Annotated in this window: 20 protein-coding genes and 1 pseudogene; 7 read left to right on the top strand and 14 right to left on the bottom strand. The window is 61.3% G+C overall.

Going from position 1 to position 21,758, the window contains the following annotated elements:
- Positions 1 to 279: 279 nt before the first annotated feature.
- The 4 genes and pseudogenes from ACP7CZ_RS00755 to ACP7CZ_RS00770 form a co-directional block, all read left to right on the top strand.
- Positions 280 to 438, top strand: a pseudogene (locus tag ACP7CZ_RS00755) (transaldolase); the annotation flags it as partial.
- 62 nt (positions 439 to 500) lie between these two features.
- Entirely contained in the window at positions 501 to 1,496 is a 996-nt protein-coding gene (locus tag ACP7CZ_RS00760) for a GlxA family transcriptional regulator (protein ID WP_294182757.1), read from the top strand.
- A gap of 111 nt (positions 1,497 to 1,607) precedes the next feature.
- Positions 1,608 to 2,807 carry an NAD(P)/FAD-dependent oxidoreductase gene (locus ACP7CZ_RS00765; protein WP_057974888.1) on the top strand — a complete coding sequence of 400 codons (1,200 nt, stop codon included), beginning with the start codon at positions 1,608 to 1,610 and terminating at the stop codon, positions 2,805 to 2,807.
- A gap of 365 nt (positions 2,808 to 3,172) precedes the next feature.
- Positions 3,173 to 3,430 carry a hypothetical protein gene (locus ACP7CZ_RS00770; RefSeq protein WP_294183436.1) on the top strand — a complete coding sequence of 86 codons (258 nt, stop codon included), beginning with the start codon at positions 3,173 to 3,175 and terminating at the stop codon, positions 3,428 to 3,430.
- 64 nt (positions 3,431 to 3,494) lie between these two features.
- Here the strand turns inward: ACP7CZ_RS00770 and ACP7CZ_RS00775 are convergent, their stop codons facing one another.
- From ACP7CZ_RS00775 to ACP7CZ_RS00790, 4 genes are all read right to left on the bottom strand, one after another.
- Entirely contained in the window at positions 3,495 to 4,055 is a 561-nt protein-coding gene (locus ACP7CZ_RS00775) for a hypothetical protein (RefSeq protein WP_198790514.1), read from the bottom strand.
- Between the two features lie 22 nt (positions 4,056 to 4,077).
- Positions 4,078 to 5,265, bottom strand: a complete 1,188-nt coding sequence (locus tag ACP7CZ_RS00780) for a sugar transporter (RefSeq protein ID WP_294182762.1) — start codon at positions 5,263 to 5,265, stop codon at positions 4,078 to 4,080.
- 112 nt (positions 5,266 to 5,377) lie between these two features.
- Positions 5,378 to 5,740, bottom strand: a complete 363-nt coding sequence (locus ACP7CZ_RS00785) for a type 1 fimbrial protein (RefSeq protein ID WP_034127749.1) — start codon at positions 5,738 to 5,740, stop codon at positions 5,378 to 5,380.
- Positions 5,741 to 5,827: 87 nt separating this feature from the next.
- A complete protein-coding gene (locus tag ACP7CZ_RS00790) occupies positions 5,828 to 6,826 on the bottom strand; it encodes a bile acid:sodium symporter family protein (RefSeq protein WP_294182767.1) in 999 nt (332 codons plus the stop codon).
- An 85-nt stretch (positions 6,827 to 6,911) separates the two neighbouring features.
- On the opposite strand from ACP7CZ_RS00790, the gene ACP7CZ_RS00795 reads away from it, so the two are divergent.
- Both ACP7CZ_RS00795 and ACP7CZ_RS00800 read left to right on the top strand, forming a co-directional pair.
- Entirely contained in the window at positions 6,912 to 7,700 is a 789-nt protein-coding gene (locus tag ACP7CZ_RS00795; RefSeq protein WP_294182769.1) for an AraC family transcriptional regulator, read from the top strand.
- Between the two features lie 92 nt (positions 7,701 to 7,792).
- Positions 7,793 to 8,224 (top strand): hypothetical protein, encoded by a 432-nt coding sequence (locus tag ACP7CZ_RS00800; RefSeq protein WP_054917143.1) that lies wholly within the window; start codon positions 7,793 to 7,795, stop codon positions 8,222 to 8,224.
- A 206-nt stretch (positions 8,225 to 8,430) separates the two neighbouring features.
- Here ACP7CZ_RS00800 and ACP7CZ_RS00805 read toward each other — a convergent pair whose 3' ends face one another.
- The 10 genes from ACP7CZ_RS00805 to ACP7CZ_RS00850 form a co-directional block, all read right to left on the bottom strand.
- The gene (locus ACP7CZ_RS00805) at positions 8,431 to 9,675 is read right to left on the bottom strand and encodes a zinc-dependent alcohol dehydrogenase (RefSeq protein ID WP_294182772.1); all 1,245 of its coding nucleotides are present in this window, start codon (positions 9,673 to 9,675) and stop codon (positions 8,431 to 8,433) included.
- Positions 9,676 to 9,759: 84 nt separating this feature from the next.
- On the bottom strand, positions 9,760 to 10,878 hold the full coding sequence (locus tag ACP7CZ_RS00810) for a carboxylate-amine ligase (RefSeq protein WP_294182774.1): 1,119 nt from the start codon (positions 10,876 to 10,878) through the stop codon (positions 9,760 to 9,762).
- A gap of 7 nt (positions 10,879 to 10,885) precedes the next feature.
- Complete coding sequence (locus ACP7CZ_RS00815) at positions 10,886 to 11,830, bottom strand: methyltransferase (RefSeq protein ID WP_038450491.1); 945 nt, start codon at positions 11,828 to 11,830, stop codon at positions 10,886 to 10,888.
- Between the two features lie 11 nt (positions 11,831 to 11,841).
- Positions 11,842 to 13,221 carry an iron-containing redox enzyme family protein gene (locus tag ACP7CZ_RS00820; RefSeq protein WP_294182793.1) on the bottom strand — a complete coding sequence of 460 codons (1,380 nt, stop codon included), beginning with the start codon at positions 13,219 to 13,221 and terminating at the stop codon, positions 11,842 to 11,844.
- A 295-nt stretch (positions 13,222 to 13,516) separates the two neighbouring features.
- Positions 13,517 to 15,259: an ABC transporter substrate-binding protein gene (locus ACP7CZ_RS00825; protein WP_003192009.1), complete on the bottom strand. Its 1,743-nt coding sequence runs from the start codon at positions 15,257 to 15,259 to the stop codon at positions 13,517 to 13,519.
- Between the two features lie 179 nt (positions 15,260 to 15,438).
- Complete coding sequence (locus tag ACP7CZ_RS00830) at positions 15,439 to 15,711, bottom strand: DUF2160 domain-containing protein (protein WP_014718862.1); 273 nt, start codon at positions 15,709 to 15,711, stop codon at positions 15,439 to 15,441.
- Between the two features lie 11 nt (positions 15,712 to 15,722).
- Complete coding sequence (locus tag ACP7CZ_RS00835) at positions 15,723 to 16,523, bottom strand: carbohydrate ABC transporter permease (RefSeq protein ID WP_003232361.1); 801 nt, start codon at positions 16,521 to 16,523, stop codon at positions 15,723 to 15,725.
- A gap of 10 nt (positions 16,524 to 16,533) precedes the next feature.
- Complete coding sequence (locus ACP7CZ_RS00840) at positions 16,534 to 17,400, bottom strand: carbohydrate ABC transporter permease (protein ID WP_005789024.1); 867 nt, start codon at positions 17,398 to 17,400, stop codon at positions 16,534 to 16,536.
- Positions 17,397 to 18,494 (bottom strand): ABC transporter ATP-binding protein, encoded by a 1,098-nt coding sequence (locus tag ACP7CZ_RS00845; RefSeq protein ID WP_200583077.1) that lies wholly within the window; start codon positions 18,492 to 18,494, stop codon positions 17,397 to 17,399. Before ACP7CZ_RS00845 ends, ACP7CZ_RS00840 begins: the two co-directional genes overlap by 4 nt.
- Positions 18,494 to 19,588, bottom strand: a complete 1,095-nt coding sequence (locus ACP7CZ_RS00850; RefSeq protein WP_426173531.1) for an ABC transporter ATP-binding protein — start codon at positions 19,586 to 19,588, stop codon at positions 18,494 to 18,496. Before ACP7CZ_RS00850 ends, ACP7CZ_RS00845 begins: the two co-directional genes overlap by 1 nt.
- Before the next feature lie 351 nt (positions 19,589 to 19,939).
- Here ACP7CZ_RS00850 and ACP7CZ_RS00855 point away from each other — a divergent pair, with 351 nt between their 5' ends.
- Positions 19,940 to 21,757 carry a sigma-54-dependent Fis family transcriptional regulator gene (locus ACP7CZ_RS00855; RefSeq protein ID WP_054898272.1) on the top strand — a complete coding sequence of 606 codons (1,818 nt, stop codon included), beginning with the start codon at positions 19,940 to 19,942 and terminating at the stop codon, positions 21,755 to 21,757.
- Position 21,758 lies beyond the last annotated feature (1 nt).

Genomic DNA, 21,758 nt, shown 5'->3' on the forward strand with positions numbered 1-21,758 from the left:
TTGCCGCTTGGATCGGCAGTGCCGGGCGCCCAGGAAAAAATAGCGGGCGCAGCCGAGGGCCTGGAGTGGCTTCCGGCAGGCTTGGAAAATTAAGGTATCTGTGGGCTGGGGGGTGACATGGGAAGCGGGGACAAGTGCCCGGCTGAAGGGTTCCACCGAACTCTGGCGGTTACCCCTCTCTGTGGATGCCAAGGCGGCCCGGAGCTGACAGCGTCAGGGTAAACAAGGTGCGCGGGACATGGTAAAACAGCGCCGTGCCCTTTTCCGGAGAACGCGGCGATGACGTCCAAACTTGAACAACTCAAGCCATTCACCACTGTGGTCAGCGACACCGGCAATCTGGAAGCCATCAGCCGCCCGCGGCCCGTGGGCGCCACCACCAACCCGTCGCTGCTGCTCAAGGCCTGCGCCATCCCGGAATACGCCGAGCGATTGCGTGCCGAAGGGATCCGGCCGTTTGCGCGGGATCAGGAAAAACTGGAAAAGCTGCTGGCCTGCGCATGACTGCACTCTCTGCTTTGGCCCAACCACGCACGTTGGTGTTCCTGACCTACCCGCACATGGGCTTGCTCGACCTGACTGGCGCCCAGACGGTGTTCTGGGCCGCGACCAAGGCCATGGCCGAGCGCGGTTTGCAAGGTTATGTGTTGCACAACGCCAGCCTGGCGGGCGGGCTGATGCCGACCGCCGAGGGCTTGAGCGTCGACACCGTCGCCTTGGCACAGTTTGACCCCGCTGCCATCGACACCCTGGTGGTACCCGGCGCGCCAGCCATTGAGCAAGCCATGCTGGAAAATACCGCGCTGGTGGACTGGTTGCGCAACGCCTCCGGCCAGGCGCGACGGACCGCCTCGGTGTGCAGCGGCACGTTTTTGCTGGCGCTGGCGGGCTTGCTGGAGGGGCGCCGCGCGGCAACGCATTGGGCCATGTGCGAGCTGCTCAAGCAACGTTTCCCGAGCATCGAGGTGGACGTGGACGCGATCTTCGTGCAGCAAGGCCAGGTGTGGACCTCGGCGGGCGTCAGCGCCGGGATCGACCTGGCGCTCGCGCTGGTGGAGGCTGACTGCGGGCGCGAAGTGGCGCTGCAAGTGGCACGCGAATTGGTGGTGTTCCTCAAGCGCCCCGGTGGCCAGGCGCAGTTCAGCCAGGTGCTGCAAGCGCAAACCGCCGACAGCGCCAGCTTTGATGCGCTGCATGCATGGATCAGCGACAACCTGCGCGACAGCGACCTCAGCGTCGAGCGCCTGGCCGCGCAGAGCCATATGAGCCCACGCAACTTTGCCCGGGTCTATAAGCAAAAAACCGGTCGCACCCCGGCCAAGGCCATCGAACTGTTTCGCATGGAAGCGGCGCGCCGCATGCTCGAAGACTCCCAGCGCAGCATCGACCAGATCGCCGGGCTTTGCGGGTTTGGCGATGAGGAACGCATGCGCTGCACCTTCCACCGCCACCTGGCCATCTCACCCCGCGACTACCGCGAGCGCTTTTCCGGCTAGGCCGGCAGAGGTGGCAGTCATCCAGGGTTATATGTCCTTTCGGACAGACCCTGCTGCTTTTACAGTGATCCGGCAATGCCTTGCGGCTTATCTGGTCTCTGGAGCAACCCCATGAAACAACACATTCTGATCATTGGCGCCGGGTTCGGTGGCGTGTGGAGCGCCTTGAGCGCGGCTCGGCTACTGGATAAACACGACCGCAACGATGTGCGCATCAGCCTGCTCGCCCCCCAAGCGGAGCTGCGTATCCGCCCGCGGTTCTACGAGCCCGATGTACATACCATGCTGGCTCCGCTTGATGCGCTGTTCGACGCTGTGGGCGTGACCTTTGTGCAAGGCGCCGCCGACAGCATCGACGCCACTAATAAGCAAGTGACCTACCGCAACGCGGCCGGCATCCCGGCCACCCTCGCCTACGATCGCCTGGTAGTGGCCGCCGGCAGCCGCTTGAACCGCCCCGGCATGGACGGCATCGAGCATGTGTTCGATGTGGATCAGATCGAAGACGCCGCGCACCTTGAAGCCCATATCAACGCCCTGAAAAACCTGCCCGACACCCCGGCCCGCAATACCGTGGTGGTGGCCGGCGGCGGCTTCACCGGTATCGAGACCGCCACCGAAATGCCGGCGCGCCTGCGTGCGGCACTGGGTGAGACGGCCAACATCCGTGTGATCGTGGTCGACCGCGGGCCGCAGATTGCCGCGTCGATGGGCGATGGCATACGCCCATCGATCATCGAAGCCAGCCAGGCACTGGGGCTTGAATGGGTACTGAACACCTCGGTCGCCTCGGTGGATGCCGGTGGCGTGACCCTGGCAGATGGGCAGCGGATTGAATCGAGCACCGTGATCTGGACCATCGGCTTTCGCGCCAACCCGCTGACCGAACAGATTGAGGGCACCCGCGATCCCCAGGGCCGCCTGCACGTGGACGCCCACCTCAAGGTCAAGGGCCAGGCTGCCATCTTCGCCGCTGGCGACGTGGCCTACGCCGCCACAGACGCGCTGGGTAACTTCGCTGCCATGTCCTGCCAGCACGCCATCGCGCTGGGCCGCTACGCCGGCAACAACGTCGCCGCCGATCTGATCGGCGTGGCCCCCATGGCCTACAGCCAACCCAAATACGTGACCTGCCTCGACCTCGGCGCCTGGGGCGCGGTGTACACCGAAGGCTGGGACCGTCAGCTCAAGCTGGTGGGCCAGGAAGCCAAGGAACTCAAACAGCAGATCAATAGCGTGTGGATCTACCCACCGGCAGCGGATAGAAAGGTGGCGTTGGCGGCGGCGGATCCGTTGATCCCGGTGGCGTAGAACTTCGCGTTGCTCACTACAATGACAGGATGTGAACGATCCATTTTTTTGATGTCATCCACTTCCCGGTTGCGATGGAGCATCGCGCAGGCTACTCTTTCAACTCGCAGCAAGTGCTGCGATTGGACTTGGCGGTCCGACCAGATATAGGCGCAACGGCGCCCCCAACACGATTGCAGGCGCTTTTTTTGCGCCCGTGATTTCGTGCAATGGCGGGTTGCGCAGGGACTTCTTCGGAAGTGCCGGGTCCTATATCCCCGGTCCGCCAACCTTGCGTAATCCGCCACCCTAATTCTGCTTGGCGGCAGAAGGTGACGGCTCACTTAGATATAGGAGCAAGAACCATGACCTCATCTGATCGGTATATGCCCATAACGGGCCCCGATTGCACCATACCTACACTGCTAATCGATACTCAGGCGCCGCTTGATGCTTTGCATGACGCAGCAGTTTTTCGTATTCGGGCAGTCACTCAAGCTCTGGAAAACCTGGCACTTCGCGATGAAATCAGCAGCGATACCGTGGTGCTGCAGGACTTCGCGTTGCTGTTGAGTATTCCATTGCGGGACGGCTGCGATTTACTGGATGTGATCGGGCGTAGGCTAAGGGCAAGGATGTCGTAACCGAAAACAGGCGACCTTACGGTCGCCCTCTATAAACTCAGCAAATCAGCAAAGCCGCATTTATTCAGCGTACCTTGTGATAGTTGGCCAAAGCATCCATATAGGCTGCTTTAACTGTCAGGCCTACAGTATCCAATACCTGCGCGTTAAGGGCAGCAAGCTTGTCACCTATCAAGCTTTGCCCCGCCTGCTTCAACTTGAGCCGGGAATGCCCGGCATATTTCGTGCCGGCGATATCCACCGTCAGGCTAACCTCACAGGCGTAATAGTCAGGAGAGTTCCAAGTCTTGACGAAGACTCTGTCGATCTCGACGCTGGTTTTGAGTGTCGAAGAGGGAGAAACGCCCACCGCACGTTTGGTGAACTCGGTCCAGTCGTCAACAGGAACGTTGGCGAACCCCTCGTAAAGGCCGACATTGTAATTAGCAGCATGCCAAACAAGCTTGCTCGACTCCTTGCAGCGCGTACACTTTTCAGCGCCAGTCACTTGCACGATGTCGGCCTGTACAACACTACTTTTGATTGCCGCCAACTCGGCCTCCGTCGAGTACGCCGCGAAGTGCAACTGGTTGGTAACGCAACCGCTGAGCCCTAACAGAACACATGCAACGATCAAGTACTTCATCAATCACCAATCCCTGTGAAATTCATTTGTTAAGCGGCACACCCTGCCCAAACCGCCGAATCGCCAGGCAATACCCCACCAACGCCAGCCCCGCCAGCAAACCGCCCGCCGCGCCGATCCAGGCGAAGCCGAAGTGGCTGCCCACCCAACTGCCCATCAACGCGCCGCCGCCGATGCCAATGTTGTAGATCCCGGAAAACATCGCCATGGCCACATCCGTGGCATCCGGTGCCAGCACCAGCACCTTGGACTGCATGGCCAGGCCAAACCCCATGATCGCCATGCCCCAGAAAATGCTCAGCCCCACCAGGTAAGACTCGGCGCCGCTCAACGGCAGCATCAGCGCCAGGCACGCGGCGAGGATAGACACTGCGCCGATCACGAACAGGTGGGGGTTGAAGCGATGCACCAGGCTGAACAACAACGAGCCGATGATGCCAGCACCACCGAACACCAGCAGAATCAGGGTCACGGCCCTGCCGCCCAGGCCGGCGACGCCTTCGACGAAGGGTTCGATGTAACTGTAGGCGGTGAATTGCGCGGTGACGGTCATTGCGGTCAGCACGTAGAGCGCCACCAGCGCCGGGCGCTTGAACAGCAGCGGCAGGCTGCGCAGGGAGCCGGAGTTCTGGCTGGGCAGCAGCGGCAAGGTGCGCGCCAGCCAGAACACAAGGGCGGCGGCGAAGGCGGCGATCACCAGAAAGGTGGTACGCCAGCCCATGGCCTCGCCCAACAGACGGCCCAACGGAATGCCCAGTACCATCGCCAGGGACGTGCCGGTGGCCAGCAAACCAAGGGCCTGCACCTGCTTGCCCTCTGGCGCCAGGCGTACAGCCAGCGAAGCCGTGATCGACCAGAACAACGCATGGGCCAGGGCAATGCCGACCCGACTGACCATCAGCAAGCCGAAGCTGGTGGCCACGCTGGAGAGAATATGGCTGGCGATAAACAGACCGAACAGCACAATCAACAATTTTCGCCGTTCGACGTTGCGGGTCAGCAGCATCACCGGCAGCGAGGTCAGCGACACAATCCACGCGTAGATGGTGAGCATCAGGCCGACGCTGGCCACGGGCATGTCAAAGCTGGCACCAATGGCGCTGAGCAGCCCGACGGGGACGAATTCGGTGGTATTGAACACAAACGCGGCCAGCGCGAGGGCGATGACCGGTTGCCAATTGGCTTGGGGGGTTGCGGCTGAAAGGCTCATTGACGGGCGCGGTACTCTGACAGTGATCAAGCGGCCACCCAGGACAAGCGCCGCCGCCGAGCATTCTATAGGTTTCTCGCACCGCTGTTGCTGCGGATCGTCGCCCCAGGGTTTATGGCGAGGTCATGGTAATCACGTAATTGCCCGACTGAATCAGCTTGCCGGCGCGGTCTACCAGCACGTACCGCTGATCGTAATAGCGCCCCTCGCCGGTGTCCGCTACCAGCCGCACATGGGGTGCGTCGACGCTGACCACCGGCGCGACACTGCGCACCTCGATTCGGCTGCCACGACTGGATTGGGCGCAACCGCGCAGTTCCATTACCGAGCCGCTGCGCGCATTTGTCGCACACCCTGACTCGACAATCGCGCCGCTGAACCTGATGGTGCCCTGCCCCACGGTCTGGGCGGCGCCGCAGGTACTTGCCCACAGGCCCAGGAGGCCAGTCATTACCGCAACACGACGAACGTTCATGCCGACACTCCTTCTTGGGTTAGTTAAGAAGTAAGTCGTCGGCACGCCGGTTAACTTGAGCTTATTTACCCGCGAATGAGAGGTGCATCACGGATCTACCTGCCCCATCAATTCAGGAATGCTCTCCGGCCGCTGGGCATAGCGTTGGGCCAACGCCGCGCAGACCATCAACTGGATCTGGTGAAACAGCATCAACGGCAAAATCAACACCCCCATGCTCGCCCCGGCAAACAGCACCTGCGCCATCGGCACGCCGGTCGCCAGGCTTTTCTTCGAGCCGCAGAACAGGATGGTGATGCGGTCTTCCTGGTTAAAACCAAACGCCTTGCCCAGCAGCGTCGACGCCACCAACACCAGGGCCAGCAACACGCAGCAGGCCACCACCAACCCGCCCAATTCCCACAGCGGGATCTTGTGCCAGATGCCCTCATTGACCGCCTCGCTGAAGGCGCCGTAGACCACCAACAGAATCGAGCCCTGATCGACGAATTTCAGCCAGGCTTTGTTACGCCCGACCCAGCCCCCAATCCAGCGGCTGGCGACTTGCCCGGCAATGAACGGCAGCAACAACTGCACGCTGATTTTGACAATCGCATCGACTGTGGAGCCGCCATCCCCATGCACGTTGAGCAGCAGCGCTACCAGCAGCGGCGTCAGGAAGATGCCGAACAGGCTGGACGCCGCCGCGCTGCAGATGGCCGCCGGGATATTGCCGCGGGCCAGGGAGGTAAAGGCAATCGCCGATTGCACAGTGGCCGGCAAGGCGCAGAGGTAGAGCATGCCCATGTACAGCTCGTTGCCGATCAACGGCGACAGCACTGGCTTGAGCGCCAGGCCCAGCAACGGAAACAGTACGAAGGTCAGGCTGAACACCAGCAAATGCAAACGCCAGTGGCCGGCACCGGCGACGATGGCCTTGCGCGACAGCTTGGCGCCGTGCAGGAAAAACAGCAGCGCGATGGCCAGGTTGGTGACCCAGCCGAACGCCACGGCGGTCTGGCCGCTGGCGGGCAGCAGTGAGGCGAGGATCACGGTGCCGATCAGGGTGAGGGTGAAGTTGTCGGGGAGAAACCGGGGCCGGGTCATAAGCAATTCTTCCAGGGGTTGCCAAGAGCGTCGCGACGACTCTAACGTAACCACCTGTTACCGACTAACGCCAATGAGCCAGTAAATGCCGCCTAAAGGACTTGAAAAAGCCGTTCGCCGCAGTGTCCCAGGGCTTTCCAGCCTGCCGAGGCCGGTGTACGGGCGTACTGAATCCTTGCCCAACCGTGCGCTGACGCGACGCCACAGCCACCCGTGGGTGCAGCTGTCCTACGCGATTTCCGGGGTGCTGGAGATCCAGACCAGCGTCGGTCGTTTCGTCGCGCCACCGCAGCGCGCCGTATGGATTCCGGCCGGCATGCCCCATCGGGTGTTCAGTTCGCCCCATACGGAAATGCGCAGCTTGTACCTAGATTGCAGCGTCACCGCCTGGGCCGCCGAGCGTTGCCAAGTGCTGGAGGTGAGCAGTTTGCTACGCGAGCTGATCCGCAACTTCAGCCAATTGCCGGTGGAATATACCGAGGACGGGCCGGACGGGCGCCTGGCTCAGGTACTGCTCGATCAGCTCGCCGCCGCGCCCCAGGTGGACTTGATGTTGCCACTGCCTCACGACCCACGGCTGCGACAGATCTACCGCAGCCTCAACCTGCATCCCGAGCAGCAGACGACGTTGGGCGAGTGGAGCCGCAAGCTGGAGGTGAGTGAAAAGACCCTGAGTCGGGTGTTCCTGAGTGACACCGGGCTGACGTTTCGCGCATGGCGCCAGCGCCTGCGCCTGTTGAGCGCCCTGCCCGCCCTGGAACAAGGCGAGCGGGTGACGGATGTGGCATTGGGGTGTGGCTATGAATCGACCTCAGCCTTTATCAATGCATTTCGTCAGCAGTTCTATTCCACCCCCGGTGAGTTCTTCCGCTGACCCTCCCACGACGCAAATAATCCCCAAACCCACGCTCGGCTGTTATTGTGCCGCGCTTTGAAACACAGCAACCGACTGCGAGGAAATGGACGTTGAACACTGACGAAAAAATGACCGGGGACCTGTTCGAGGTTGATAAGCGCCTGTCACTCAAGCCCGTGGTGGACTTCAACGCCTACCTGCGCAGCGCCTTCGGCGACGGCCCTTGCACCTGCGTGCGCTGCACGGCCAACGGCGGCGATGAAAGCGGCTATGAGTTCCAACACACCTTCACCTTCGACGCCAAGCCCCTGCACCGTCGCTTCGCTTCGACGGCGGGAAGTGATGTATTGATGGCGTTGAAGAAGGCATGGTTGTCGTACACCAAGGCCGAGCTGCCGCTCAGTGGTACGTTGGCGCTGGATACGGTCAAGGAGTTTGTCGAGCCACAGTGGCACAAACGCCTGGCGCCACTGTTTGTCGCCAGCGGGTTGGTCAAAGATGTCGAAGGTGAATTGCGCATCCAGCCGCAAGCCGCAGCCTGACACCGGTTAATGTGGGAAGCACCACTGTCGAAGCAAAGAAGAACCAGCTCCCACATTGGTCATGCATCGCCCACAAAATCAGCGTCCGGCACAGATCCCCTGTGGGAGCGGGCTTGCCCGCGAAGGCGGCGTGTCAGTCACTGAATATTCAACTGAACCACCGCTATAGCAGGCAAACCAGCTCCCACATTTTTCCGGTTATTGGCCTAGAAACCGGGAACGCTTTGTACGCGCAACTCAGGGGGCAGTTCGTCCAGCGGCTCGGTCAGCGGCCGGTCGCTCCCACCCGGCAGCAGGATCACCTTGCGGCATTCCTCCTCGGCTTTATCAAACAGCTCATACCCCCGCGCCGCCTGCTCCAGGGGCAGCCTGTGAGTGATGATCGCTTCCGGGTGCAGATGCCCCAGCTCGACGTGCTCCAACAACTCCGGTAAGAACCGCTGCACATGGGTCTGGCCCATCTTGAAGGTCAGGCCCTTGTCGAAAGCATCGCCAAACATGAAGCCATGGATAAACCCGGCATACACCCCGGCAACGCTGACCACACCACCGCGACGTACGGCGGCGATGCACTGGCGCAGCGCCTTGCCGCTGCTGCCCTCGATCTTGAGCGCGGTGAGCAGGGTTTCCGTGGTGCTGCCCTTGGCCTCGAAACCCACCGCGTCCACCACACCATCGACGCCGCGCATGCCGGCGGTCTGGCGGATGATGGTGTCGGCCGGGTCTTCGTCTTCTTCGAAGTTGATCGGGATCACGCCGTACATTTTCTGCGCATAGGCCAAACGATACGGATGGTCGTCGACCATGAAGATCTGCTCGGCACCCAGCATCTGCGCGCAGGCCGCACTGAGCAGGCCTACGGGCCCGGCGCCATAGATGGCCACGCTGGAGCCTTTGCCGATGCCAGCGTTGGTCACTGCCTGCCAAGCGGTGGGCAGGATATCGGAGAGGAACAGCACCTTCTCATCCGCCAGGGTGCCGGGCACCTTGAACGGCCCGGTATTGGCCTTGGGCACCCTCACCCACTCCGCCTGACCGCCGGGAATACCGCCATACAGGCGGCTGTAGCCAAACAGCGCGGCACCCGGTGGGATGGATTTTTTATTCAGGATCGCACCGCGCCCATCATTGGTGGTTTCGCAGGCGGCGAATTGCTGGAGCTGGCAGAAAAAGCAATCGCCACAGGCAATCACGAACGGAATCACCACACGGTCGCCGCGTTGCACGGCGGTGACGGTCGGGCCGGTTTCTTCGACGATGCCCATGAACTCATGGCCGAAGATATCGCCGTGCTCCACGGTCGGGATCTTGCCCCGGTACAGGTGCAGGTCCGAGCCACAGATCGCGGTGGCGGTGACCCGCAGAATGATGTCGTCGGGTTGTTCAATGATCGGATCGGGCACGGTATCCACCTGCACCTTGTGTGCGCCCTGGTAAGTCATCGCTCGCATGGTCTGCGCTCCTGCCGTTGAGGGGTTACTGATTAAGGGCGGAGCAAGACCATCAGTGTTCCATCAACCTCGTTCAAGACCCGATCAACGGTCGCCGCGAGTCTGGGCCAACAGCAGGTCGACTACCTGGCGCAAGCTGGCAAGCGCATCGGCGCCGCTCGCCTGGGCCTGGGCCTCCCAGCGCAACTGCTCGGCCGCGCTGTTGCCGCGTCGCAGCAGTGCCTGCAGGGTATCGAACAGCAGCGGCTCGCCCATGGCCTCTGCGGTGGCGGCAAAGGTCTGCCGGGCGCACTGCAGCCATTGCTCAGCGCTGCCCAGGGTGCCTGCGTCGTCCAACGCGAAGGTGCCTGCGACCCCATAACGCTTGGCCTGCCAGCGATTTTCCTTGAGCAGCCAGCGCGCCTCGGCACTGAACCCGGCGCCAGGGCGCTGCATCGCGCAGGCATGGGCGACCATTACCCGAAACAGCGTGGCGAGGGCCAAGGTGTCCGCCAACCGTGGGCAGGCGTCGGTCATGCGCAGTTCAAGGGTGGGATAGCGTGCCGCTGGGCGGATTCCCCACCAGCCATTGCCATCGGCCTTGATCGCGCCGATGCGCTGTAACATGGCCAGGTAGCGCTGGTACTCGGCCCAATCGCTGAAGTGTTCCGGCACGCCCATGCGGGGCCACTCGTCGCACGCGGCCTGGCGGTAGCTCATGAAGCCGCTGGGCGCGCCGTCCCAGAAGGGGGACGAGCAACTGAGCAGCAGCAACAACGGCAACCACGGCGACACCTGGTTCATCACCGCGATACGGTCCAGCGTTTGCGGCACCTGCACATGCACATGCAGCCCGCACAACACACTGCGCCGCGCTACATATTGAATATCGTCGAACAGGTGCCGGAAATGCGCCTGATCGGTTGGCCGCTGCCCACGCCAATCGGCCAGGGGGTGGCTGCCGGCGCACACCACACCGAGGCCGAACTCAGCCAGGGATTGCGCCAGGTTGCCGCGCACTGCCCGGAAGTAGTCCGCCGCTTCGGCGCTGGAGGTGAACACCGGAGAGGCCGCCTCGATCTGGCCCTGGAACATCTCAAACGAGAAGCCCGCGCCAATCGCTTCGCGACAGGCCGCCAGCACTGCCGCCGAGGGCTCGCCGACCATCTGGCGGCTGTGCAGGTCGGTGATGAAGTATTCCTCTTCAATGCCAAAGGTGAGCATCGGGTATTCAGCGCAATCGGGTGACAGTCAGTGCGACCACGGCGATGCGCTCCACCTGTTCATAGCCTGGCTTTTCCAGTTCTTCACCGAAAACATCCGGGTCCAGTTCGCGGTAGGTCCAGCCGTAGGCGTCGCTGCCCAGCAGCGGCTTGACCGCCTCCAGGAAGGGGTCGCTGCCGGCCACCATCGCCACCCCGGTATACAGCAACAGGCTACCGCCCAGGGCCAGGCGCCCGATGGACTCACTGACGATGCGCAGCGACAACTGCTCCCCCAAGGCGCCGCCGCCATGGCGATAGGCGCGCTGGCGGTCATCTTTCATGTACGGCGGGTTAGCGACGATCAGGTCGAATTCGCCCTCCACACTGGCCAGCACGTCACTGTGGTACACGCTGACGTTATTCAGCGCGGCCAGCTCGGCATTCACCGCGGTCATGCGCAGGGCACGGGGGTTGATATCCACCGCCAGCACCTGGGCGTCATGCCGGGCTTTAGCAATCACCAGCGCACCGACGCCGGCGCCACAGCCAATGTCCACAGCGCGCTTGAGCGGCTCGAAACGTTGTTGCAGATAGGCTTCGATCACGTGGGCAAAGCGGTAGCTGTCGGGGCCGAAAAACACCGCGTCCGCCTGGTCGGTGGGATAAGGCGAATGGGCGAACAGCAGCCCGTCGAGGCTCGACCAACGCACTGCGCTGCGCCATAACGCGCCGTGCTTTTCGATCACATCCGCTTGCTGCAATTCTTCACGCAGGGCCTCGGGCAACAAGCCTTGATCGAACGGCATCGACCAACCGAACACATCGCGCAGCGTCATTGCCAGGGGCGTCGCCAGCCGCCGATAGACACGCTCATGGGTCAAGGGCGTTGGCGTGATAAAGCGATAACCACCCTCCTTCAACCCCCGGCCCAAATTCAACAAGGCACGATCAGCCAGTTGTTGCGCAGACATAGGCACATTCCTTAGCGCAGGCGCGCACGCAGTTGGATAAAGCGGCGAGTGGCATACAGCCCGGCAGGCGTGCAGTGACGGCGTGCCGACAGCCACGGGATCAGTGCATTGAGCTGCTGCACATCGGGCAAGTTGCACAATGACTCCGCCAGGGCCTGGGTATCAGGATCCGCGGGACGATGCTGCTCGCGGGAAAACCGGCTGCCGCGTCCCGGCCGCACGGGCGGCACGCGTTCGCTGGTAACCCATTCACCCGCAATCCAGTCATGGATCAGTTGTTTTTCATAACCGCTGAACACCCCGAACATCGCGGCGCCAGCGCCCTCGATCAATTGCCAGAAGCGGCTGTTGGCGGGGTCCTGGTTGTGTTTGATCCAGCCTTTGTCTTCGAGGGCCTTGAGGAACGCGCCGATCTGCCCAGGCTGAGCCAGCCATTGGTTGACGGTCTGCCCTTCGAAGCGGCAATAGTCCGAATGCATGTGCTGGCCGAAGGCGCGCTTGCGTTCGAGCATCGCCACCACCTCGTCCTGCAGGTTGAACTGTTTGATCACAGACGTAGTACCCGGCCCCAGATCGTTCAGGCGGTAGCCTGCGGCCACGCGACGATAAAAATCCGCCCTGCCTTCGCCTAGCGGCAACAGGTTCAGCACCGATTGCGCCGCTTTGCTCGCGTGGCCGCTGCTGGCGTTGTCGATGGTGACATGCAGCGTGAAGTAATAAGGGTCGATACCCAGCTCACTGAGTTCATAGGCGGTGATCAACAGGTGCAGCGGCAGTTGCTCGTAACCCAGGTTGAAGCCAATGACCTCCGGCAGGAACTCGTCGGCGCAAACGCCCAGCGCCAGTTGCAGCGCGCCTTGCAGGTAATGGTCATCCTCAAGGCCGGCGTCGCTGTCGGCATCGTGCTCGCTGAGCAACTTGCGGTAGATCACCACATGGTTCTGCGCAGCTTCACCGTCGCCCAATTCTTCCAGGTAAGTGGTGAGCAGGCCGTCGAAGCGCTGGTCTTGCCAATAGCGCAGCAAGCCGTATAGCCAGGCGCCGTCGACCTGTTTGGTCGGCGCCACACACTGCAGGAAATACAACGCATGGGCCTTGTTCTGGAAATACCGCCGTGGCCCACCGTTTCGACGCTGTTCCAGATAGTCGGCATAGGCCTGGGCCACCTCGGCGCAGCGCTGCTCGACCCAGGCCAGCAGCTGTTCGGGGGCCTCTGGCAAGTTGCAGTCGGTGGCCTCTACCAGGGCCAATTGATCGTGCAGGTATTCACGCGCCAGTTCGGTGGCGTCTTGGGTTTCGCCATGCAGCTGTTGGTAGACCCGTTGATGGCGGCCCTGGGCCGAGTCGGTGAGAGAGGCCGGCTGGCCAGACAGCGCTGTAAGGAGTGTCATGATGGCAGTTTCCGCAAAGTCCGTTACAACGGGCCTCCCACAAGGTGGCCCCGCAAGAGCGCTCAACATCACGCGCTTCTAAAATGCAGAGCCTCGGGGCGTGCGGAAAATTCAAATGAGGTTGGGTTGGGAGGGATAAGCGGTCGTTTGTCAGGGCTCACAAAACCAAAAAATGCCTGTAGGAGCGAGCTTGCTCGCGAAAAACGTCAACGATAACGCGTGCTTCCTGAATAAACGCGGCGTCGGTGAGTTCTTCGCGAGCAAGCTCGCTCCTACAGGGGTTGAGATGGCGCTGTTACTTACGCGCCGCCTCCCACTGCTTGAGCAGGTCGTTGTAGTTCACGGTTTCGCCCTTGGGCTTTTCGTTGGCCAGTTTCGGCTTCGGTGCACCCGGCTGGTCGAACCAGTATTGCGCGTCACGCTCGGGGTTCATTTTCGGGCCGCACACCGGTTGCACCTTGGAGCGTTCCAGGCGCGTCATGATCGCATCCTGCTCCTTGGCCAGGTTGTCCAGCGCCTGTTGCGGGGTCTTCTCGCCGCTGGCCGCTGCGGCGATATTGCTCCACCACAGTTGCGCCAGGCGCGGGTAGTCCGGCACGTTGGTGCCCGTCGGGGACCACTCGGTACGGGCCGGGCTGCGGTAGAACTCCACCAGCCCCCCGAGTTTGGGCGCCATGTCGGTCATGGCCTGGGAGTTGATATCGGACTCACGAATCGGCGTCAGGCCAACGATGGTTTTCTTCAGCGACACCGTTTTTGAGGTCACGAACTGCGCGTAGAGCCAGGCCGCGAGTTTCTGCTTTTCGGGCGTGGACTTGAGGAAGGTCCAGGAACCTACGTCCTGATAGCCCTTCTTCATGCCCTTTTCCCAATACGGCCCGACTGGGGACGGTGCCATGCGCCATTTCGGCGTACCGTCGGCATTCACCACCGGCAGGCCCGGTTTGACCATGTCGGCGGTAAACGCGGTGTACCAGAAGATCTGCTGGGCGATGTTGCCCTGGGACGGCACCGGGCCGGATTCGGAGAAGGTCATGCCCGCCGCTTCCGGTGGCGCGTAGGCTTTCATCCAGTCCACGTATTTCTGCGTGGCGAATACCGCCGCCGGGCCGTTGGTGTCGCCGCCGCGGGTGACGCTGGAGCCCACCGGGTGGCAGTCCTCTACACGGATGCCCCACTCGTCCACCGGCAAACCGTTGGGCAAGCCTTTGTCGCCGCCGCCGGCCATGGAGAACCAGGCATCGGTGAAACGCCAGCCCAGGGACGGGTCTTTCTTGCCGTAGTCCATGTGCCCATAAATGCGCTTGCCGTCGATTTCCTTGACGTCTTCGCTGAAGAACTTGGCGATGTCTTCATAAGCCGACCAGTTCACCGGCACGCCCAGGTCGTAGCCGTATTTCTCCTTGAACTTGGCCTTCAGCTCCGGCCGCTCGAACCAGTCGGCGCGGAACCAATAGAGGTTGGCGAACTGCTGGTCGGGCAACTGGTAGATCTTGCCGTCCGGCGCGGTGGTGAAAGACAGGCCGATAAAGTCCTTGAGGTCCAGGGTGGGCGAGGTGAAATCCTTGCCTTCGTTGGCCATCAGGTCGGTGATGGATTCGGTCTTGCCGTAGCGAAAGTGCGTACCGATCAAGTCGGAATCGTTGACCCAGCCGTCATAGATGTTCTTGTCGGACTGCATCTGGGTTTGCAGCTTCTCCACCACGTCGCCTTCCTGCAGCAGGTCGTGGGTCAGCTTGATGCCGGTGATTTCACTGAAGGCCTTGGCCAGCACCTTGGATTCGTACTCGTGGGTGGTGAGGGTTTCCGACACCACGTTGATCTTCATCCCACGGAACGGCTCCGACGCCTTGATAAACCACTTCAACTCTTCAAGCTGTTGGGCTTCGGTAAGGGTCGAGGGTTTGAACTCGCTGCCGATCCATTTTTTCGCGGCATCTTCATACGCATCGGCCCAGGCCGAAGCGCTCAAACCACTGAGGGCCAGTACGGCGGCCAATGAAATGCTATGTCGCAGCTTATTGTTTTTATTCAACATAGAGACCTCCAGGTTAGTTTCAAACGGGGCTTGTAGGAGCGAGCTTGCTGTGGCGAGGGAGCTTGCTCCCGCTGGGCTGCGAAGCGGCCCCAAAATAGATATCCGAGTCGGTTATCGGTTTGGGAGTGCTGCGCACTCCAGCGGGAGCAAGCTCCCTCGCCACACAAGCCCGTGCACAGCTAGCCCCAACGCATCACACTCAACAGCCATACCAGGGAGAGCGCGGACGCCACCCAGATGCTCCAGTCGGTAACGCCGATCACCAGCAAATGCAGGTAGGCGCTGCCGAGAAGACCGATAAACAAGCGATCACCACGGGTGGTGCTGATCGGCAGCAGCCCGCGCCGGGGGATGCTCGGCGAGCGCAGCTCCCAGGTGGTCATGCCCGCCAGAATCAGGGCAATACCGCCAAAGAACAGCGCAGTGGGGGTGGTCCAGGCCATCCATTCCATCATCGACTCCTCTAGACCCGGCCCAGGGCAAAGCCCTTGGCCACGTGGTTGCGAACAAACCAGATCACCAGCATGCCCGGCAGGATGGTCAACACCCCCGCCGCTGCCAGCACGCCCCAATCAATGCCGGAAGCCGACACCGTACGGGTCATCACCGCTGCGATGGGTTTGGCGTTGACCGAAGTCAGGGTGCGCGCCAGCAGCAGTTCGACCCAGGAAAACATAAAGCAGAAAAACGCCGTGACGCCGATGCCGGAGCCGATCAACGGAATAAAAATCTTCACAAAGAACTTGGGAAAACTATAGCCATCGATGTAGGCGGTTTCGTCGATTTCCTTGGGCACGCCGGACATGAAACCTTCCAGGATCCACACCGCCAACGGCACGTTGAACAGGCAATGGGCCAACGCCACGGCGATGTGCGTATCGAACAGGCCAATGGATGAATACAGCTGGAAGAACGGCAGCAGGAACACCGCCGGCGGCGCCATGCGGTTGGTGAGCAGCCAGAAGAACAAGTGCTTGTCACCGAGGAAGCGGTAGCGCGAGAACGCATAGGCCGCCGGCAACGCCACACTCAGGGAGATCACCGTGTTCAGACTCACGTAGTACAGCGAGTTGAGGTAGCCGGTGTACCAGCTTGGGTCGGTGAAGATCACCTTGTAGTTGGCCAAGGTGAAATCCTGCGGAAACAGGGTCAAGCCGCCGAGGATTTCGGTGTTGCTCTTGAAGGACATGTTCAGCAGCCAGTAGATCGGTACCAGCAGGAACAGGATGTAGATCAGTAATGGAATAAGCTTGCGCTTGCTCATGTTGGCGGCCTCAGCGGTTGGCGTCGGAATGGGTCATGGCGGTGTAGAACAGCCAGGACACCAACAAGATGATCAGGAAGTACACCAGGGAAAACGCCGCCGCCGGGCCCAGGTCGAATTGGCCGACAGCCATTTGAGTAAGCGTCTGACTCAGGAAGGTGGTGGCATTACCCGGCCCGCCGCCGGTGAGCACGAAGGGTTCGGTGTAGATCATGAAGCTGTCCATGAAGCGCAGCATCACCGCGATCAGCAGCACGCTTTTCATCTTCGGCAACTGGATATGTCGGAACACCGCCCAGGCCGATGCACGATCAATCCGCGCGGCCTGGTAGTACACGTCCGGAATGGCGCGCAAGCCGGAGTAGCACAGCAGTGCCACCAATGAGGTCCAGTGCCACACATCCATGACCAGCACGGTGACCCAGGCGTCCATGGTGTTGGCAGCGTAGTTGTAGCTGATGCCCATGGCGTTGAGGGTCGAGCCCAGCAGGCCGATGTCGGCACGGCCAAAAATCTGCCAGATGGTGCCGACCACGTTCCACGGAATCAGCAAGGGAATGGCGAGGATGATCAACACCAGCGAGGACCAGCGGCCCTTGGTGGGCATGGTCAGGGCGATGGCGATGCCCAGCGGGATCTCGATCAACAGCACGCAGGCCGAGTAGATGAACTGGCGCAGCAGCGAGTCGTGCAGGCGTGGGTCGAGCAGCACCTGCTTGTACCAGTCGGCCCCGACGAAATAGCGGCTGGATTGGTCGAAAATGTCCTGCACCGAATAGTTGACCACGGTCATCATCGGGATCACCGCACTGAACGCCACCAGCAGGAACACCGGCAACACCAGCCACCAGGCCTTGTTGTTCTGCACCTTGTTCATGGCGCCACCTCCAGCAGGTAATCGTCGGCGTAGAGCATCAGCCATTGCGCGGGGAAGCTGATCGAGGCCTTCCCTTCCGGCACCGGCTTGTCCTCGGCCAGGCGCACCTTGAGGGTGGCGCCGTCGAGGCTGAGTGTCATGATTTTGTAGGTACCAAGATCTTCCACATGCACGACGTCGGCTTGCAGGGCGTCAGGGTTGTACTCGTCCCACACGTGGATAAATTCCGGGCGGATGCCGACCTGGAGCTTTTTGTAGTCGGTGGCGTTGAGACGTTGCTGCGACGCTTCGGACAGCGACAACAGGGTATTGGCGAACCCTACACCGCCAGCCTTGGCCTGCACCTCGATCAGATTCATCCCAGGGCTACCAATGAAGTAACCGACAAAGGTGTGGCTGGGCCGCTCGAACAATTCACGCGGCGTACCGAACTGCACGATTTGCCCGCCGTACATCACCGCGATCTTGTCGGCGAACGTGGAGGCTTCCAGTTGATCGTGGGTGACGTAGACCATGGTGATATTGAACTGCTCGTGGATCTGCTTGAGCTTGCGCCGCAGCTTCCACTTCAGGTGCGGGTCGATCACTGTCAGCGGCTCGTCGAACAGAATGGCCGACACGTCATCGCGCACCAGGCCACGGCCCATGGAGACTTTCTGTTTTTCGTCGGCGGTGAGGTTGCGGGCTTTTTTGCTCAGCAGGGTTTGCAAGTCGAGGACTTCGGCGATTTCCTGCACCTTGCTGTGAATTTTCGCTTCAGCCATGCCCTGGTTGCGCAGCGGGAACGCCAGGTTGTCGAACACCGTCATGGTGTCGTACACCACCGGGAACTGGAACACCTGGGCGATATTGCGCTTTTCCGGGGTCAAGTCGTTGACCACTTGGGTATCGAACAGCACCTGGCCTTCGGACGGGCTGAGCAGGCCGGAAATGATATTGAGCAGCGTGGACTTGCCGCAGCCCGACGGCCCGAGCAAGGCGTAGGCACCGCCCTGCTCCCACACATGATTCATTTCCCGAATGGCGTAGTCTTCTGGCCCTGTAGGCGTAGGGCTGTAGCTATGGGCCAGGTTGCGCAAATGGATCTCGGCCATCAGGCAACCCTCGCGACACGGCGTCCGGGGGCCTGGACCAAGCGGCCCTGACCATCGAACACAAACAGTTTATGGGTGGGGATATACACGCGGATCGGCGCGTCGACATCGTATTCATGCACCCCCGGCAGGTGCAGCACCAGCAGGAAATGCTCACTGCGCACATGCAGGAAGGTTTCCGAGCCGCTGATTTCGGCGACTTCCACGGTCACCGCCAGCTCCAGGTCATCATCGTTGCTGGGCACCAGGCTGATATGGCTGGGGCGCACGCCAAAGCGGAATTCGCCTTCGCCGATAGGACGCAGGTCAACATTGAGTGGGAAATGCACGAAATTGGCGAAGCTCACTTCGTTGCCGCTGATGCGCCCTGGCATCAGGTTGATCGGCGGCTCGGAGAACAGCTCAGCGGCGAGGACGGTTTGCGGCTGATGGTAGACCTCGGCGGCCTTGCCGCTCTGAATCACTCGCCCCTCGTGAAGAATGGTGGTGGTGCCACCCAAGGCCAGGGCTTCGTTGGGCTCGGTGGTGGCATATATCGCGATGGTGTGGCGCGCCTTGAACAGTTCGCGCATTTCCTGGCGCAGCTCTTCGCGCAGTTTGTAGTCCAGGTTGACCAGCGGCTCATCGAACAGAATCAGTTCGGCATCTTTCACCAGGGCGCGGGCCATGGCGGTGCGTTGTTGCTGGCCACCGGACAATTCCAGGGGGTGGCGCTGCAGGAATTTCTCGATGCGCAGCATCTTGGCGGTTTCCAGCACCTTGCTCTGGATCACCTCCTGGGACACACCGGCCTGGCGCAACGGCGAGGCGACGTTCTCGAACACGGTCATGGTCGGGTAGTTGATGAACTGCTGGTAGACCATCGACACATTGCGCAGGCGTACCGGCTTTTGCGTGACATCCACACCGTTCATCAGGATGCGACCGCTGTCGGGCTTGTCCAGGCCGGCCATCAGGCGCATCAGGCTGGTCTTGCCGGACAGGGTGCGACCGAGCAGGACGTTGAAAGAACCGGCTTCGAACCGCAGGTTGGCGTCGTCGATCCAGGTTTGGCCGTCGACAACGCGGGAGACATGTTCCAGGGTCAATGACATGACACGACCTTTTTTATTATTGGAATGAATCTGGTGCGTTGTCAGAGCGAGTTTCGTGCCAAAACCGCAAGCGCTTGATGTGTAAGGAGATGGGTGAATCATGATGTTCAGGAGTGAACAATCCGGCTGAACAACTGAACACTGCCGGGGTTGACAATGAACAGTTGTGAACAACACTTTATGCGCGACGAAGATCAAATGTGGGAGCGGGCTTGCCCGCGATGGCGGTGCATCAGTTTGTAGATGCTGTGCCTGACCCTCTGCCATCGCGGGCAAGCCCGCTCCCACATTGTTCGATGTCCGACATTAGATGGCGCAAGACCCGACAACAATAATAAAGAAGGTCGCACGATGGCCGAACCCTTGACCCACGACACCCTTATCCAGGAATCCTGGCGCCGTTGCCGCGCCTACGGCCTGGACCACCAGAGCGCCCCCAGCTTTGACCAACTGCCCGCCGAAGGCATTCGCCAACTCCTGGAAAGCCAGCATTCCCTGGTGCAGACCACCCACCAGGAAGTGTTGCCCTACTACGAGAACATCCTCAGCAATTCCAATTGCCTGATCATGCTGGCCGACAATCAGGGCCAGGTGCTGACCTCGTGGGGCACCCAGCGGTTTATCGAACCCACGCTGGCCCGTGGCTTCAGCCCCGGCGCCAGTTGGATGGAACGCGCCAGTGGCACCAACGCCATCGGCACCGCACTGGCCTGCGCCCAGGCCGTGCATATTGAGCACGATGAACACTTCCTCAAGGCCAACCGCTTCATGACCGGTTCCGCGGCACCGATTTTCGACGCCCAGCGCGAAATCATCGCGGTGCTGGACGTGTCCAGCGACAGTTACCTGCCGCCCTCCCACACCCTGGGCATGGTCAAGATGATGAGCCAGACCGTGGAAAACCGGCTGATCCTCAACCTGTTTCGCGGCGAACATTTCCAACTGACCTTCAACACCGGCCTGAGCAACCTCGACAGCCAATGGGCCGGCCTGCTGATCTTTGATGAAAGCGGCCAGGTGCTGTCGGCCAATCGGCGTGCGGATAACCTGCTGGGCATCAGCCTCTCGCGGGTGATGATCGACAGTCTGTTCAAGGTGTCGCTGCTGGAGTTGCTCAACCAGCCGGAAGGGCTGCCCTTTGCCTTGCATGCGGCGGGACGCAATCGGTTCCAGTGCCTGTTGAAGCGCCCCAGGCAGATGCCGGTGCAGGCCCGGGTGTTCAGCCAACCGCAGCCGCCAGCACCGACCTCGATCAACCTCCAGACCCTGCATTTTGGCGATGTGCGCGTGGAAAAAGCCGTGCGCCAGGCCGAGCGCCTGCTGGAAAAGGACATTCCGTTGTTGATTCACGGCGAGACCGGCGTGGGCAAAGAGGTGTTCGTCAAAGCCCTGCACCAGGCCAGTTCCCGCAGCCGGCAGGCGTTAATCGCAGTGAACTGTGCGGCGATTCCCGCAGAACTGGTGGAATCGGAACTGTTCGGCTACGAAAAAGGCGCCTTCACCGGCGCCAACCAAAAAGGCAGCATCGGCCTGATCCGCAAGGCCGACAAGGGCACGCTGTTTCTCGACGAAATCGGCGATATGCCGCTGCCCACCCAGGCCCGCCTGTTACGGGTATTGCAGGAGCGCTGTGTGCAGCCGGTGGGCAGTAGCGAGGTGTTCCCGGTGGACTTGCGCATCATCTCGGCGACCAACCGCGCACTGCGCGAGCTGGTGCAGGCCGGGCGCTTTCGCGAGGACTTGTACTACCGCATCGGCGGCCTGACCCTTGAATTGCCGCCGTTGCGCGAGCGTACCGACAAGCAGGCGCTGTTCCAGCAACTGTGGCAACAACACCGCGAGCCGACGCAATGGGCCGGGCTGAGCGCCGAGGTGCTAAGGCTATTCGAGCAACACCCGTGGCCGGGGAATTTACGCCAAGTGAGCAGCGTGTTGCAGGTGGCGCTGGCAATGGCCGAAGAGCAGCCGATCCGCGCAGAGCACCTGCCCGATGATTTTTTTGTGGATATGCAGGCGACAGTGCCGCTGTCTAAACCTGAGCACCTGGATGAAAGTCTCGACCTGAGCCAGCGCCTGGAAGCCGTGGGCGGGAATATTTCCCACCTGGCGCGAGAGCTGGGGGTGAGTCGCAACACCCTGTACAAGCGCCTGCGCCAACACGAAGGTTGAT

Source organism: Pseudomonas sp. DWP2-2 (genome assembly GCF_049897065.1).
Lineage (GTDB): Bacteria > Pseudomonadota > Gammaproteobacteria > Pseudomonadales > Pseudomonadaceae > Aquipseudomonas > Aquipseudomonas paracarnis.